General features: G+C 58.1%; 16 protein-coding genes and 1 tRNA gene. 6 read left to right on the top strand and 11 right to left on the bottom strand.

Annotation, left to right across the window (positions count from 1 at the left end):
• Positions 1–80 precede the first annotated feature (80 nt).
• Positions 81–1,031, bottom strand: coding sequence for a GlxA family transcriptional regulator (locus tag H8B20_RS04510; RefSeq protein ID WP_210622456.1), 951 nt, complete (start codon positions 1,029–1,031; stop codon positions 81–83).
• 220 nt (positions 1,032–1,251) lie between these two features.
• Here H8B20_RS04510 and H8B20_RS04505 point away from each other — a divergent pair, with 220 nt between their 5' ends.
• The gene (locus H8B20_RS04505; RefSeq protein ID WP_115146722.1) at positions 1,252–1,974 is read left to right on the top strand and encodes a pirin family protein; all 723 of its coding nucleotides are present in this window, start codon (positions 1,252–1,254) and stop codon (positions 1,972–1,974) included.
• Between the two features lie 46 nt (positions 1,975–2,020).
• Here H8B20_RS04505 and H8B20_RS04500 read toward each other — a convergent pair whose 3' ends face one another.
• Entirely contained in the window at positions 2,021–2,470 is a 450-nt protein-coding gene (locus tag H8B20_RS04500) for a hypothetical protein (RefSeq protein WP_210622455.1), read from the bottom strand.
• Positions 2,471–2,721: 251 nt separating this feature from the next.
• Positions 2,722–3,597: a LysR family transcriptional regulator gene (locus tag H8B20_RS04495; protein WP_210622454.1), complete on the bottom strand. Its 876-nt coding sequence runs from the start codon at positions 3,595–3,597 to the stop codon at positions 2,722–2,724.
• Positions 3,598–3,707: 110 nt separating this feature from the next.
• Between H8B20_RS04495 and H8B20_RS04490 the strand changes: the two genes are divergently transcribed.
• From H8B20_RS04490 to H8B20_RS04480, 3 genes are all read left to right on the top strand, one after another.
• Positions 3,708–4,898, top strand: a complete 1,191-nt coding sequence (locus H8B20_RS04490; RefSeq protein WP_210622453.1) for a YbfB/YjiJ family MFS transporter — start codon at positions 3,708–3,710, stop codon at positions 4,896–4,898.
• Between the two features lie 61 nt (positions 4,899–4,959).
• On the top strand, positions 4,960–5,958 hold the full coding sequence (locus H8B20_RS04485; protein WP_210622452.1) for an NAD(P)H-quinone oxidoreductase: 999 nt from the start codon (positions 4,960–4,962) through the stop codon (positions 5,956–5,958).
• A 112-nt stretch (positions 5,959–6,070) separates the two neighbouring features.
• Positions 6,071–7,015, top strand: a complete 945-nt coding sequence (locus H8B20_RS04480) for an alpha/beta hydrolase (RefSeq protein ID WP_047300510.1) — start codon at positions 6,071–6,073, stop codon at positions 7,013–7,015.
• On the opposite strand, the gene H8B20_RS04475 is transcribed toward H8B20_RS04480, so the two are convergent.
• The 3 genes from H8B20_RS04475 to H8B20_RS04465 all read right to left on the bottom strand — a co-directional run bounded on the left by H8B20_RS04475 (position 7,012) and on the right by H8B20_RS04465 (position 9,804).
• Positions 7,012–8,823 (bottom strand): ABC transporter ATP-binding protein, encoded by a 1,812-nt coding sequence (locus tag H8B20_RS04475; protein ID WP_210622451.1) that lies wholly within the window; start codon positions 8,821–8,823, stop codon positions 7,012–7,014. The two genes, H8B20_RS04480 and H8B20_RS04475, sit on opposite strands and share 4 nt — an antisense overlap.
• 118 nt (positions 8,824–8,941) lie before the next feature.
• Entirely contained in the window at positions 8,942–9,394 is a 453-nt protein-coding gene (locus H8B20_RS04470) for an anti-virulence regulator CigR family protein (RefSeq protein ID WP_210622450.1), read from the bottom strand.
• A gap of 80 nt (positions 9,395–9,474) precedes the next feature.
• Positions 9,475–9,804, bottom strand: coding sequence for a hypothetical protein (locus H8B20_RS04465; RefSeq protein WP_210622449.1), 330 nt, complete (start codon positions 9,802–9,804; stop codon positions 9,475–9,477).
• Between the two features lie 153 nt (positions 9,805–9,957).
• Here H8B20_RS04465 and H8B20_RS04460 point away from each other — a divergent pair, with 153 nt between their 5' ends.
• Positions 9,958–10,236 carry a hypothetical protein gene (locus tag H8B20_RS04460; RefSeq protein ID WP_042558709.1) on the top strand — a complete coding sequence of 93 codons (279 nt, stop codon included), beginning with the start codon at positions 9,958–9,960 and terminating at the stop codon, positions 10,234–10,236.
• Between the two features lie 202 nt (positions 10,237–10,438).
• Positions 10,439–10,984 (top strand): NADAR family protein, encoded by a 546-nt coding sequence (locus tag H8B20_RS04455; RefSeq protein WP_228732627.1) that lies wholly within the window; start codon positions 10,439–10,441, stop codon positions 10,982–10,984.
• 46 nt (positions 10,985–11,030) lie between these two features.
• On the opposite strand, the gene H8B20_RS04450 is transcribed toward H8B20_RS04455, so the two are convergent.
• From H8B20_RS04450 to pheT, 5 genes are all read right to left on the bottom strand, one after another.
• Positions 11,031–11,258 (bottom strand): YceK/YidQ family lipoprotein, encoded by a 228-nt coding sequence (locus H8B20_RS04450; protein WP_215729189.1) that lies wholly within the window; start codon positions 11,256–11,258, stop codon positions 11,031–11,033.
• A 112-nt stretch (positions 11,259–11,370) separates the two neighbouring features.
• Positions 11,371–11,447, bottom strand: a tRNA-Pro gene (locus H8B20_RS04445).
• Between the two features lie 89 nt (positions 11,448–11,536).
• Complete coding sequence (locus tag H8B20_RS04440) at positions 11,537–11,893, bottom strand: MerR family transcriptional regulator (protein ID WP_003179985.1); 357 nt, start codon at positions 11,891–11,893, stop codon at positions 11,537–11,539.
• Positions 11,874–12,176 carry an integration host factor subunit alpha gene (ihfA, locus tag H8B20_RS04435; protein ID WP_002553164.1) on the bottom strand — a complete coding sequence of 101 codons (303 nt, stop codon included), beginning with the start codon at positions 12,174–12,176 and terminating at the stop codon, positions 11,874–11,876. The genes H8B20_RS04440 and ihfA overlap by 20 nt, the downstream gene beginning before the upstream one ends.
• Positions 12,177–12,179: 3 nt before the next feature.
• Positions 12,180–14,558: a phenylalanine--tRNA ligase subunit beta gene (pheT, locus tag H8B20_RS04430; RefSeq protein WP_210622447.1), complete on the bottom strand. Its 2,379-nt coding sequence runs from the start codon at positions 14,556–14,558 to the stop codon at positions 12,180–12,182.
• Between the last annotated feature and the right edge of the window lie 12 nt (positions 14,559–14,570).

Genomic DNA, 14,570 nt, shown 5'->3' with positions numbered 1-14,570 from the left:
TTGGCAGCCTCAGATGACGGCACAACCGCTACACAGGACGTCGCACGGACATCCGGGTGCCCTGGACGGACAGAACCGCTCTAGCTGAACTGTTCGCGGTACTGCGCAGGGGTCAGGCCGAGTTTTTCAGCAAATAGCGAACGCATGTGCCGCACGCTGCCGAAACCGCTTTTATAGGCCACGGTTTTCAGCGGCAGATCGCTGGTTTCGAGCAAATGACGTGCACAGTCGATACGCGCACTTTGCAGAAACTCCATCGGCGTCATGTTGACGTCACGGGCGAACACCCTGGCGAAATGCCGCGCACTCATGTTCGCCAGCCCCGCCATGCGCTCGACGGTAAACACCTCGTCGAGGTGTTCCAGCACATAGTGCTGCACCCGGGTGACGGGGGTTTCCTGCGGAGCCACAGCAGCCATCAACGGGCTGAACTGCGCTTGGCCGCCTTGCCGCTTCATCACCACCAGTAAAACTTTGGCCACGTCCTGAGCGATTTTCTTGCCATGATCCCGGGCGACCACGGCCAACGCCAGATCGATACCCGCAGTAACGCCGCCCGAGGTAATCAGATTGCGGTCTTCGACGTAAATCTGATCGGTCGTCACATTGGCTTTCGGGAATCCCTTGATCAGGCGTTCGGTGTAGTTCCAGTGCGTGGTCACGCGATAACCGTCGAGCAATCCGGCATGGCCCAGCACGAAAGCGCCGGTGCAGATCGAGCCAAAACGCTCGGCGCGCTGCACGGCCCCGGGTAACCAGGCGAACAGCGTCGGGAATTTTTCGTTATAGGCCCCCGGGCCACCCGGCACCAGCAGCAAGTCATAGCGCTCGTCGTTGTCACCGATAAGCAGGTCAGCGTGCACGCATACGCCATTGGAGGCGCGCAGCGGGCCGCGTTCTGTTCCGAGGGTAATCAGTTGATAGTGTGATTCTGCTTCCAGAAAACGATTGGCAACCGAAAACACTTCCATCGGGCCGGCCATATCGAGCAGCAGAAAGTCGGGGAACAACACCATTGCCACGGTTTTCATGGTTTTACATCACTGATCAAAAAAGAATAAACGCGAAGGTCAGGGTGAGCATTATGGCCAAGCGCGCGCTGCACGGCGCAAAAGAATGCGTGAACTGGCGGGCAAAACTGTCAACCTGATTGCGACAGTCTTTCAGCTTTCAGCTACTTATTGAACCGTACGGTTAACAGTAAGCTTCTCCTCACTCGGACGAATTCACGTCCCGCCAGGAGATTTCATTATGCTGACTCTTCGCAAAGCCTCCGATCGTGGCCTCGCCAATCATGGCTGGTTGAAGTCGTTCCACACCTTTTCCTTTGCCAGCTATCGCGATCCGCGTGAACAGGGCTTTTCCGACCTGCTGGTAATCAACGATGACCGCGTTGCCGCCGGCAAAGGTTTCGGCCAGCATCCGCATCGCGACATGGAGATCTTCTCCTACGTGCTCGAAGGCGCACTGGAACATAAAGACACTCTGGGTACCGGTTCCGTGATCCGCCCCGGCGACGTGCAACTGATGAGCGCCGGCAGTGGTGTGGCGCACAGTGAGTTCAACCATTCGGCAACCAAACCTGTGCACTTCCTGCAAATCTGGATCGTGCCGGAAGTCAGCGGCGCCAAACCGCGTTATCAGCAGGAGCACTTCAGCACCCAGAAAAAACGCGGGCGGCTGCAATTGATCATTTCGCCTGACGGCAGCAACGGTTCGCTGAAAGTACGCCAGGATGCGCGAGTGTTTGCCGGACTATTCGATGGCAAAGAGAGCGCTACGCTGGAACTGCCCGCCAATCGTTACGCCTACGTGCATGTGGCGCGCGGCAGTGTTGAACTGAACGGCCAGCGATTGCAGGAAGGTGACGGCGTGCGGGTTCGCGAAGAACAAGCGCTGACGTTGAGCAATGGCGTGGATGCCGAGGTGCTGGTGTTCGACTTGCGGCCGCAGGAGTTGCCGCAGATGCCATGAGGTTGCTTGACGACCAAAAAAAACGGCCTTCTCATGAAAGCCGTTTTTATGGCGGTGGTGTAAGTGAGGGTAATGCCAGCGGTGACGGTGCGTGGATATCCTTGCCCGCTTGAACCGCTGCCAGGGTGGTTTGTATCGCGACATACATGTTGGCTTGGTTCGCGTAGTAGGCCCCTGCGACGATGGCAACGATTCCAAGCAACTGGACGACAGTGGCTGCCCAGACATTAGCCTTGACGGTAGCCCCTTGCCTCGCGGCTTCCTCAGCTCCCCGGGAAATTTTTCGCATATCCTGCGAAATCAGGTCGTAACGCTTGTCTCTTTCAACTTGAGTCTTGTCTCGTTCAATTTGAGTCTGATCTCGCGTCTTGTCCCGCTCATTCTGAATTGCAAGGAACGAGCGGATTTCTGCGCGTACACCATCGATTCGAGCGTCCATTCTGGTTTCAATGGTCTCGATCCTCGCATTGAATTCTTCGCGGCTTACCGTGCTCATGACTTGAGTATTCCGACCTTTGCTCGATGTCTCACTGACTGGATATTGATGTAACTCACTGGCTTTCAATCCGATCCCCTTCCTGGGTTACCGTTACCCATCCCTGGGTGATCACTCACAAGCGTGATGTCTATCGCGGTGAGTTGCAGCAACAATAGAGCCCATCAACCAAGCCCGCAAGCCAGCGGATTCTGCCTAAGTTGTAGGCCGTTTCGTCGGGCAACGTAGCTTCTCCAAAACACGCCAGACACTCACCCATTCTCCAGCGCAAACCCTTCGACAATCTGCTCGATCACCGCCCGAACCCGTGCGGTGTGGCGTAAATCCGCATGGGTCACCAGCCATACTTCATACGGCTGCGGACGATTACGCTCTGGCCAGAGCCTGACCAAACCATCGTGTTCGCCCATGTACACCGGGATTTCTCCTACCCCCAGACCCGCCGCAATCGAGCGACGCACCAATAAGCTTGAACTGAGACTGGCGACGATACGCCCGCGATGCAGCGGCTCGGCAACCAGCGTCATGTCCTTGTTGTTCTGCAGATACGGCTGGTAAACCACCAGGTCATGCCCCTCGAAAGCCGCGCCGGGAACAGGAACGCCATGAGTGTCGATATAGGCCTGTGAAGCGAACAACCCCACCGGCCATCGGGCAATCCGCCGTGCGATCAGGTCCGGATTGTCAGGTCGGGTATTACGCACGGCGATGTCCGCCTCGCGCTTGGCCAGGCTGAGGATCTGCGTCGAGGCATCAAGTTGCACGCGTACGTCCGGATGCTGCTGGTGCAGACGGGCGATGGCCGGGATCAGAAAGTCGATGGCCAGCGAGTCGGTGGTGCTGACCCGCACGTTACCGGTCAGGCGATCATCCAGCCCCTGTATCTGCCGCTCCAGCTCCAGCGCCGAGTGCTCCATTTTCTCCACGTTCTTGAGCGCCGCCTCGCCGACAGCCGTCAGCGCGTAACCCTCAGAAGTACGCAAGAACAGCGTCGCGCTGAGGGACTTTTCCAGCGCCGTGATCCGCCGCCCGACGGTGGCCTGATCCACGCCCAGAACCCGCGCCGCGCCACGCAATGTCGATTCACGACAAACCGCGAGAAATACCCGTGCATCGTCCCAATTCATCCTGCCCCCTTGTGATGCAGATTTGCATCGCTGCGCAGCCAATTCGCTGCGCGAATGCAGCAAACATAGCCGATATGCTGGGCGCCATAAACCTTCTTGAGATCGCGCTCATGCGTACGTCATCCTCAGCATCGGCAATCTTCGCCGGACTCTGCGCCAGTCTGGTCAGCATCGGTCTGGCACGCTTTGCTTACACCCCGCTGATTCCCGCGCTGATTCAGGCGCAGTGGTTTTCCGCCCACGATGTGGTCTATCTCGGCGCGGCCAATCTGGTCGGCTACCTGATCGGCGCCCTGCTCGGGCGGCCAATCGCACGCTACCTCGGCAATAAAAATGCGTTACGGCTGATGATGCTGTTGGTCACCGCTGCATTTTTTGCCTGTGCGTTTCCGTTGTCGGTGAGTTGGTTTTTTGGTTGGCGGTTGCTATCGGGAATTACCGGTGGCGCGATCATGGTGTTGGTGGCAGCGACGGTGTTGCCGCATGTACCGGCAGCCCGAAAAGGACTGGCCAGCGGCGCGATCTTCCTTGGCATCGGCCTGGGGATTGCCGGCTCCGGGACGATTGTCCCGCCACTGTTGAGCCTGGGCCTTCAATCAACCTGGCTAGGGCTGGGCGCATTGTCGTTGCTGTTGACCGCGGTGAGCTGGTTCGGCTGGCCTGCTGACTTGCCGCATCCGGTTGCGACCCAAGAGCGCGCGGCGGTTCAGCCAACCCCACCGGGCGTGTATTTGCTGTTCGCGCAATACGCCTTCATGGCCGCAGGTCTGGTGCCAGCCATGGTGTTTCTGGTGGATTACGTGGCGCGCGGGCTCGGAGCCGGAGCCCGCGTCGGCGCGCTGGTATGGGTGATGTACGGGTTGGGCGCGATTGTCGGACCGGTGACTTATGGCTTTCTGGCGGACAAGTTGGGGGCGCGGACGAGCATTCGTGTGGTCCTGGTGGTGCAGGCGATCACGCTCGGGCTGCTGGCGACTGTCCACTCATTTATAGCCCTGGCAGCGCTGGCGATGATTCTCGGTTCATTCCCGCCCGGCATCGTGCCACTGGCTCTGGCCCGCGTGCACGAATTGATTCCTGAACATCATCGCCAGCAAATCGCCTGGAGCCGGGCCACCGTATCGTTTGCCACGTTCCAGGCACTGGCCGGGTTTGCCTATTCGGCGATGTTCAATGCCTCGGGTGGACATCACACGTTGTTGTTCGCGATTGCCGCTGGCGCGATTGCAGTGGCGTTGTTGCTGGAGCAGGCAATGAGGTGGCTGCCCTCTTCCATTGAATCGCGTGTTTGCACTCACTGAAGGGAATCATTGCCTTTAAACCACGCTCCCATCTACAGAACCTTTAATCACAGGAGTCGACATGACGTTACCCAATGAAATGACCCGAATCGAAATTACCCAACCCGGTGGCCCTGAAGTTCTGCAACCCAAGCGCGTGCCGTTGCCGGTGGCTGCCGAAGGCGAGGTGCTGATCCGCGTGCACGCTGCCGGCATCAACCGGCCGGATGCCTTGCAGCGCGCCGGTAAGTACCCGATGAAGCCCGGAATGAACCCGATCCCAGGCCTGGAGGTGGCCGGCGAAGTCGTGGCACTCGGCGCTGGTGTCAACCTGTTTGCCCTCGGCGACCGCGTGTGTGCTTTGACTAATGGCGGCGGCTACGCCGAATATTGCTGCGTTCCAGCCGGCCAGACCCTGCCCATTCCCGATGGACTCGACTGGGTGCAGGCCGCCGCGATTCCGGAAACCTTCTTTACCGTGTGGGCAAACCTGTTCGGTCTCGGCGGCGCCAGCCGAGGGCAACGCGCGCTCATCCATGGCGGTACCAGCGGCATCGGCACCACGGCGCTGATGCTTTGTCGCGAATTCGCCATCGAAGCCTTCGCCACGGCCGGTAGTCCGGCAAAATGCGCAGCGATCAGCAAGTTCGGCGGCCAACCGATCAACTACCGCGAAGAGGATTTCGCTGCGGTAATCGCCGAGAAAACCGCTGGCCAGGGTGTGAATGTGATTCTCGACATCATGGGCGGCTCCTACTTCAACAGTAACGTCAGCGCTCTGGCGATGGACGGGCGATTGGTGATGCTGGGCTTTCTTGGTGGCGGCAAGGCAAACGACGTCGATCTGCTGGCGATCCTGGGAAAACGCGCGGTGGTCACCGGGTCGCTGTTGCGCGCGCGCACTGCGGCGGAGAAATCGGCCATTGCCGATCAGTTGCGCGAGCACGTTTGGCCGGTGCTGAGTGCCGGTCGCTGCCTGCCGATCATCGACAAGGTTTATGCACTTGAAGAGGCGGCACAGGCCCATGCGCACATGGAGGCCGGCGATCATATCGGCAAGATCGTGCTGAAGGTGAATTGAGCCGTTGCAGCATTTTGTAATTGTTGCGTACGGGCGGTGGTCGAAAATATCGCGCGCAGACCGAGGCATCTGGTAAAAAGCGTTCTTTGTCTGCGCCGTGGTGAAACGTTTAATGTTCCTGTCCTTCATGACTCGTCTGCGCCGTCGCCGCTTGGCGTTCGCCTGCATGGCCGCTTTGATTATCGGCGTGCCGACGAGTTGTGCCGTGCTGGAACATACCGAGCGCAAACTGCTGTTTCGCATCGAGCCGGGGACTGCCGGCTGGTATCGCGGTTTGCCGGGCAGCGTGCAGGAACTCGATCTGCAACCCAAGAGCTTCAAGGCCGGGGAAAACATTCATGCCTGGTGGTGGCCGGCGGAAAAAGCCAACGCCCCGGCGATCCTCTATCTGCATGGCGTGCGCTGGAACCTCACCGGGCAGTTGTTCCGCATCGAGCAATTGCGCGCGGCGGGCTACTCGGTACTGGCCATCGATTACCGCGGATTCGGCCAGAGCAAGGGGGATCTGCCGTCCGAAGGCAGCGTTTACGAAGATGCGCGGGTGGCGTGGGAGCGCTTCAAACTGCTGCAACCGGATCCGAACAAACGCCTGATCTACGGCCACTCCCTGGGTGGTGCGGTGGCGGTTGATCTGGCCGCCGAACTTGGCCAGGACGCCGCGCGCGACAAGACGCCGCTTCCGGTGCGCGGCTTGGTGATCGAATCCACCTTCACCTCCCTGGCGGATGTGGCTGCCGCCGTGGCCAACACCTCGCTGCCGGTGCGCTGGCTGCTGTCGCAGAAATTCGATTCCATCGACAAGATCGCTGACATTCACATGCCGTTGCTGGTGGTGCATGGCATGGCCGATGCGTTCGTGCCGCCGCGTTTCAGCGAGCAACTGTTCAACGCTGCTCAACAACCCAAACGCTTGTTGTTGGTACCCGGCGCTACGCACAACAACAGCATGGCGCTGGGCGGGCAGAATTATCGCAAGGCGCTCGACGCCTTGATGCAGACCAAACCTTTGCCACGTGTCGCGGGGCCAGCGCCGCTGCGCAGCGCACGCGACTCCTAACGGTAACCGCGAGCCTGTAAATCGAAGAGCTGCGCGTAATGCCCGGCAGTCTCAATCAAATCGTCGTGGTCGCCCTGCTCCAGAATCCGTCCCTGTTCCAGCACAATGATGTGATCAGCATTGCGCACACTGGAAAATCGGTGCGAGATCAGCAACGTCATGCGACCTTCGGTGTGCTGGCTGAAATGCTCAAACACCGCCGCCTCCGCCGCCGGATCGAGGGCCGAGGTCGGCTCGTCGAGGATCAGGATATCGGCCTCACGGCGCATGTACGCCCGCGACAAAGCAATCTTTTGCCACTGCCCACCCGACAACTCCTGACCGCCGGCAAACCAGCGACCCAATTGTGTGGCGTAACCGCGTTCCAGCCCCTCAATGAAGCGCGCAGCCATGCCTTCGGCAGCAGCGTCTTTCCAGCGCTGTTCATCACTGAATGCCGAAGTGTCGCCAACCCCAATGTTTTCACCGACGGTGAACTGGTAACGGATGTAATCCTGGAAGATCACCCCGATACGTCGACGTAACGTGGTCTCCTCCCAATCCTGCAAATCGCTGCCATCGAGCAGAATGCGCCCCTGATCAGGCCGATAGAGTCGCGTCAGCAATTTGATCAGTGTGGTCTTGCCTGAGCCATTTTCACCCACCAGCGCCATGCTTTTGCCGGGTACAAGATGCAGGTCGATGCCCTCCAGTGCCGCGCGGGTAGCGCCCGGATAACGGAAGCCGACGTTTTCAAAACGCAGACCATCGCCCTGTCGCACGCCAGCGGTGAGATGACCACTATCGGCCAACACCGGCTCAGCGAGATACTCGTAAAGATTCGACAGGTAGAGGCCGTCTTCGTACAGCCCACTGATCGCACTCAAGCTGCTGCTGACCGCGCCCTGCCCCTGCTTGAACAACACCAGATACATGGTCATCTGGCCCAGACTGATATTGCCGTGCACGGCATCGATCACAACCCAGGCGTACGCCACATAAAACGCCGCCGTGCCGAGCAATCCAAGACCAAAGCCCCAGCCATCGCGACGCAACGTCAATTGCCGATCTTCGGCGTACAGTCTGGCGAACGTGTCTCGGTACCGTTGTAAAAGCAGCGGCGCGAACCCGAACAGCTTGACCTCCTTGATGTACGCCTCGTGGGACAGCAAGGTTTCGATGTAACTTTGCTGGCGGCTCTCCGGCGCCCGACGGGTGAATAGCCGAAAGGCATCGCCGGAAAAGTGCGCCTCCGCAAAGAACACCGGTAGCGCGCCAATCACCAGCAAGACCAGCGCCCACGGTGAAAAATGCACCAGCAGCACACCGAAGCTGATCAACATGATCAGGTTCTGGACCAGCCCCAGTGATTTCATGACCAATGCCAGGGGCCGGGTCGAGGCTTCGCGGCGTACGCGCACCAGCTTGTCGTAGAACTCGGAGTTCTCGAACTGCACCAGTGACAGGGTCTGCGCCTTCTCCAGAATCAACGTATTGACCTTCTGCCCCAACTGCACCCGCAACAGCGACTGCTGCACGGACAGCGCCCGTTGCGTTGCGGACATCAACGCCAACACCCCGGCCTCCATCAGCACGTAACGCAACACCGGCCACAACGGCGCATCGCCCTGCTGCGCATGCAACTGCATCGCCGTCACCACCGCATCGACAATCCGTTGACCCAACCACGCCGCCAGCGCTGGCAACACACCGGCAACCAATGTCGCCAGCACCAGTCCCAGAAACAAACTGCGCGACGTGCCCCAAACCAGGCGCAAGGCACGCTGCGCCTGGTCGAGTAACGAAATGACGCGCGATAAAACAGGCATAGGGCATCGAGCTCGGCAAGGGATGAGAGTGCGTCATGGTACTCGAGCGCCGACGTTACGAATCTTCGAGGCAAGAAAAAGCCCGACCTGAAAAAGTCGGGCTCGATGCTGCAAGCGCTTACTCGAACGCGCCGTTGAGGACTTCATAGATGAGGCCAGTGGCGAGGGCAACCAGTATCAGATCCGTACCGGCTTGCTGCCATTGGTAGCCGTCGTAGTACGGAAGGTGGTCGAGCAGACGATTGTCGAGTTTCTTCGCAATACCCGGAGGCAACGGTTTGCCACGCGCGAGATTTTTCTGGACTCCCGGGGGCAATGCAGGGCCGGGTTGCCAATAATCACGGTATCCACCGACCAAGCCGATGACCTGGCTGCGGTCGATCGCCGGGCCATGGCTGCGATCCCCATGGTCAGCGTTTTTGCCTTTGTTTCCTGCCTCTTGTGCACTGTGCGGGTTGCCTTTGCTATTGCCCTGCCCCTTACCGTTGCCGGGATCCGCGAGCGCGGCCATCGGGCCCGCGACCAGAACCAGCGACATCACACCTGCAATGCATCGAGTTGATCCGAACATATCCGTACCCTCAGACAATGGCGTGATTCACAGGATAGTAGATCGGGCCCCCCACAGTCGTTGGCCGCGCTGATTCGTTCTTAACGCTGAGCCAGTTCGTGGCGCACACATTGCTCATAGTAGGTCTGCTTGACCGCCGCTGGCTTGAGTTTAGAGGTGCTGTTATAGGTTTGTTCGGTAATCCCCATCGCGGTCATGCGCATCCACGGCTGCTGGAATTTGCGCACCTGCAACTGCTTGCGCGCGCCATACAAAGAGATGCCTGACAGCTTGGATCGCTGTGCGCCTGCAGCGATATCCGCCCCCCAGTTACAGGCAAAACGATGGCCTTTGCTTAACTCTTTCGCTTGGAGTCCTGAAGCAAAGACAGCCAGGGAAAGCGTTGCAACGGTCATGACAATCGTCCGCATATAGCCAACCTAACCTTATGAAAAAAGGACAGTTTGACGATGAAAATAGCACTCGGGGGCCAGCAATTTGCCCTACCACTCGTCCAGCACCCTGCACCTTTGCTTCTCTCGCACCTCCAAACCAGTACATCCCCTCGCGTGAAGGCTTAGATGATGAACAAGAAAATTGCGCTGCTATCGCTTGCCAGCCTGCTCATGATTGGTCCGATGAGCGCCTCGGCAACAGAGAAGAACACTGCTGAATCTGCCGCCCCACCGAATGCCCTGCCGGGCGTCAATCACTCGAAGAGCTCGAGCGCACATGATGATAAGGCGAACAAAAAGGGCGAGGAGTCTTCAGGAGGTAATGCCGGCGCGCAGGCGCATGAAACGGAAAAGGATGCTGCGACTTCAAGTGATTCGGAGGACATGAAGAAAGAGCCAAAACAGTAGCGTCCGTTTAATGGGCTGTTCGCGATTGTCCACCCAAGGCTCGACGATCCTTGCATCAAGCTTCACCTAAGCTTGAATAGCGGCTGTCTGCTGTTATTAAATCCGCCTCTGATGTCATCAGAGGGGCCTATTGATGCGCCCTGCAGGGCTACGCATACAACTTAAATGCTCATCTCGACGCCTCTTCACCAAGGAAGACCCATTGCACGACTCTAAATACCTCGAAGACCTGCGCTCCCGATTCAACTGCGCAGAGAACATGGAATTTACTTTTTTCTGGGGGCACCAACCCGGCAAAAAGGGCGTTACCGCGTCATGCTTCAGCCAATGGTATATCGCCGAATTCATTGTTGATGGGCAACGCTACCCAACCGCCGAACACTACATGATGGCCGAGAAAGCAGTTCTGTTTGGTGATCAGGAAACTCGCGCCCAAATACTTCAGGCCCCCACCCCCAATGCAGCCAAAGCTCTGGGCCGCAAGATCTCCGGATTTAACGAGCAGGATTGGCTGCAACATCGATATGAGATTGTTGTGCGCGCGAACAAAGCAAAGTTTTCGCAAAACCCGGAGTTGAACAATTTCCTCAAGGACACCGGTTCTTGCATTATCGTTGAAGCGAGCCCGGTTGATAACATTTGGGGCATTGGACTCGCCCAGGATCACGCGGACGCTAATAATCCAAATCTTTGGCAGGGCTTGAATCTCTTGGGGTTTGCGTTAATGCAGGTACGCGATGGGCAATGACTCCCTCCTGCCAGAACTTATCTCGAGACGGACGAGTCAACGCAGCTCACAGGTTGCAGCTGTATTGATATTCGAAGGGGAAAAATACCGTATCGACCACTAATGAAAACGGTGCATCGATTAGTAAAAACGGGATCAGTTTCCCTTTGGAAGTGCCCACTAACCACCAATCAAACCGCACACCAATGTAGGGACAGCGATGCTTGTCGTAATCCATTCGCATAGCGGTTGCCGCACATCCGCCTAAACCGGCGATAAAAACCAGAAGAATCATTGTTCGAAACACGTAACGTCCTTATTACTTCACGGCGCAGATCAGTTTTGCGCAGGCACAAAAAAGCCGATCTGATTGATCGGCTTAAGTTTCTGATTTTACTCAGGAAATATGGTCGGGACGGAGTGATTCGAACACTCGACCCCTAGCACCCCATGCTAGTGCGCTACCGGACTGCGCTACGCCCCGACTGGTTCTGCATCTCGTTCCTCACCTCGAAGAACGCTCAAGAATATATCGCAAGCATTTGAAAACTGGAAGTATTCAAACACAGCTTTTTATTTCTTGAGCACCACCAGCACATCTTCGAGTTCGGCGATCATCTGGCGGATCATTTGCTTGTATTGGGTGGTGTCGTCTTTGGCTTCATCGCCGGACAGACGCAAGCGTGCGCCGCCGATGGTGAACCCCTGATCGTAAAGGAGCGCGCGGATCTGCCGGATCATCAGCACGTCCTGTCGCTGATAATACCGGCGGTTTCCGCGGCGTTTGACGGGGTTGAGCTGAGGAAACTCCTGCTCCCAGTAGCGCAGCACGTGTGGCTTTACGGCACACAGCTCGCTGACTTCACCGATGGTGAAGTAGCGTTTGCCCGGGATGACGGGTAGTTCGTCGTTATGACTTGGTTCCAGCATAAGCCTCAACTCGGGCCTTCAACTTCTGCCCTGGACGAAAGGTGACCACACGGCGAGCCGTGATCGGGATTTCTTCCCCCGTTTTCGGGTTGCGGCCAGGCCGCTGGCGTTTGTCCCGAAGGTCGAAATTGCCGAAACCGGACAATTTGACCTGCTCGTTGTCTTCAAGAGCGTGCCTGATTTCCTCGAAAAACAGTTCCACCAATTCCTTGGCTTCCCGCTTGTTCAGGCCCAGCTCTTCATATAGACGTTCCGCCATCTCAGCTTTCGTCAAAGCCCCCATACGTCACTTCCTTAACGTGGCGTTCAACCTTTGTTCGAGCGAGGTGAGGATATTTTGCGTCGTCGAATTCACCTCATCGTCATTAAGAGTGCGCGATGGATGCTGCCAGGTCAAGCCAACTGCAAGGCTTTTTCTATCAGGATCAATACCTTTACCCTGATATACGTCAAACAGCCTGAGATCTGTGAGCCATTCGCCTGCATTTTCACGGATTACGTCCAGTACAGCCGAGGCTGCAACGTCTTTGTGCGCGATCAGTGCAAGGTCACGACGCACTTCAGGAAAGCGCGACAACTCGTGGAATTTCGGCATTTTACCGAGTGCCACTTCAGCCAGAACCAGTTCGAAAACAAAGACCGGACGGTCCAGACCCAACGCTTTCGACAATTCCGGGTGGATGGCGCCGATGAAACCGACTTCACGCCCTTCCCGTTCAATGCGCGCGGTTTGACCCGGGTGCAGCGCTGGGTGTTTGCCCGGAGCGAAAGTGAACGAATCCAGTGCACCGGCGAAGCCCAGCACTGCTTCCACGTCAGCCTTGACGTCGAAGAAATCTATGGTGTCGCGACCTTGCGCCCAGCCTTCCGGCAGACGGCTACCGCAGACAACACCGGACAGCATCGGCTCTTGCTTCAGACCTTCGAGCTGACCGACGAAACGCAGCCCGCTTTCGAACAGTCGCACGCGATCTTGCTGGCGGTTCAGGTTGTGCTGCAGAGCCTTGACCAGACCTGGCCACAACGAAGAACGCATGGCAGCCATGTCGTTGGAGATCGGGTTGGCCAGCAACAGCGGCTCGACGCCCGGGTTGAACAGTTCGAACTGCCTTGGATCGATGAAGCTGTAAGTGATTGCTTCCTGATAACCACGTGCGACCAGCAAGCGGCGCAGTTCCGGCAGATCGCTACGCGCTTCAGCCTTGGCTTGTGGCGCCAGACGCGCTTGCGGGTAACGAACCGGCAAACGGTTGTAACCGTACAGACGGGCCAGCTCTTCGATCAGATCAACTTCCAGGCTGATGTCGAAGCGATGGCTTGGCACTTCTACGCGCCACTGCCCTGCTCCATCAACAGTAATGTTCAGCCCCAAGGCGCTGAGCAGACGCTCGACCTGTGCCGAATCCATTTCCATGCCGAGCATCTGGGTGATGCGCTGCGCACGCAAGGTGATCGGCGCGATCGACGGCAGGTGCTGCTCGCTGACGGTTTCGATGATCGGGCCGGCTTCACCGCCAGTGATTTCCAGCAGCAGGCCAGTGGCACGCTCCATGGCTTCACGGGCCAGCTGCCAGTCGACGCCACGCTCGTAGCGATGCGACGCGTCGGTGTGCAGGCCGTATGAACGAGCCTTGCCAGCGACGGCGATCTGATCAAAGAACGCGGATTCAAGGAATACATCGCGGGTGGTCGAAGAGACACCGCTGTGTTCGCCACCCATCACACCGGCAATTGCCAGAGCACGCGTGTGGTCGGCGATCACCAGCGTATCGCTACGCAGGCTGACTTCCTGACCATCGAGCAGCACCAGCTTCTCGCCCTCTTCGGCCATGCGCACGCGGATGCCGCCATTGATTTCGGCGAGATCGAATGCGTGCAGCGGCTGACCCAGCTCAAGCATCACGTAGTTGGTGATGTCGACGGCGGCATCGATGCTGCGCACGTCAGCGCGACGCAGACGTTCAACCATCCACAGCGGCGTTGGCTTGGACAGGTCGACGTTACGGATCACACGCCCCAGATAACGCGGGCATGCGGCCGGCGCCAGCACTTCTACCGAACGCACTTCGTCGTGCACGGCTGGCACGGCAAGCACCGCTGGACGGGTGACTGGAGCGGCATACAGCGCACCAACTTCACGGGCCAGACCAGCCAGGGACAGGCAGTCGCCACGGTTAGGGGTCAGATCGACCTCGATGCTGGCGTCTTCCAGATCCAGATACACACGGAAATCTTCACCCACCGGGGCATCAGCCGGCAGCTCCATCAGGCCGTCGTTGCCTTCACCGACTTGCAATTCGGCTTGCGAGCACAGCATGCCGTTGGACTCGACGCCACGCAGCTTGGCCTTCTTGATCTTGAAGTCGCCCGGCAGCTCGGCACCAATCATGGCGAACGGAATCTTCAGGCCCGGGCGCACGTTTGGCGCACCGCAAACAACCTGAAAGGTTTCCGCGCCATTGCTGACCTGGCAAACGCGCAATTTGTCGGCATCAGGGTGTTGCTCGGTGCTCAACACCTCGCCCACGACCACACCACTGAATACGCCGGCGGCCGGCGTAACGCTATCGACCTCAAGACCGGCCATCGACAGACGAGCAACCAGCTCGTCACGATCTACCTGCGGGCTAACCCAGCCACGCAGCCATTGTTCACTGAATTTCATCCTGCTCTCCTA

The organism is Pseudomonas sp. P42, assembly GCF_017973755.1.
Classification (GTDB): Bacteria; Pseudomonadota; Gammaproteobacteria; order Pseudomonadales; family Pseudomonadaceae; genus Aquipseudomonas; species Aquipseudomonas iridis.
The sequence above is the reverse complement of the archived record's forward strand: the minus strand, read 5'-3'. Positions and strand labels throughout refer to the sequence as shown.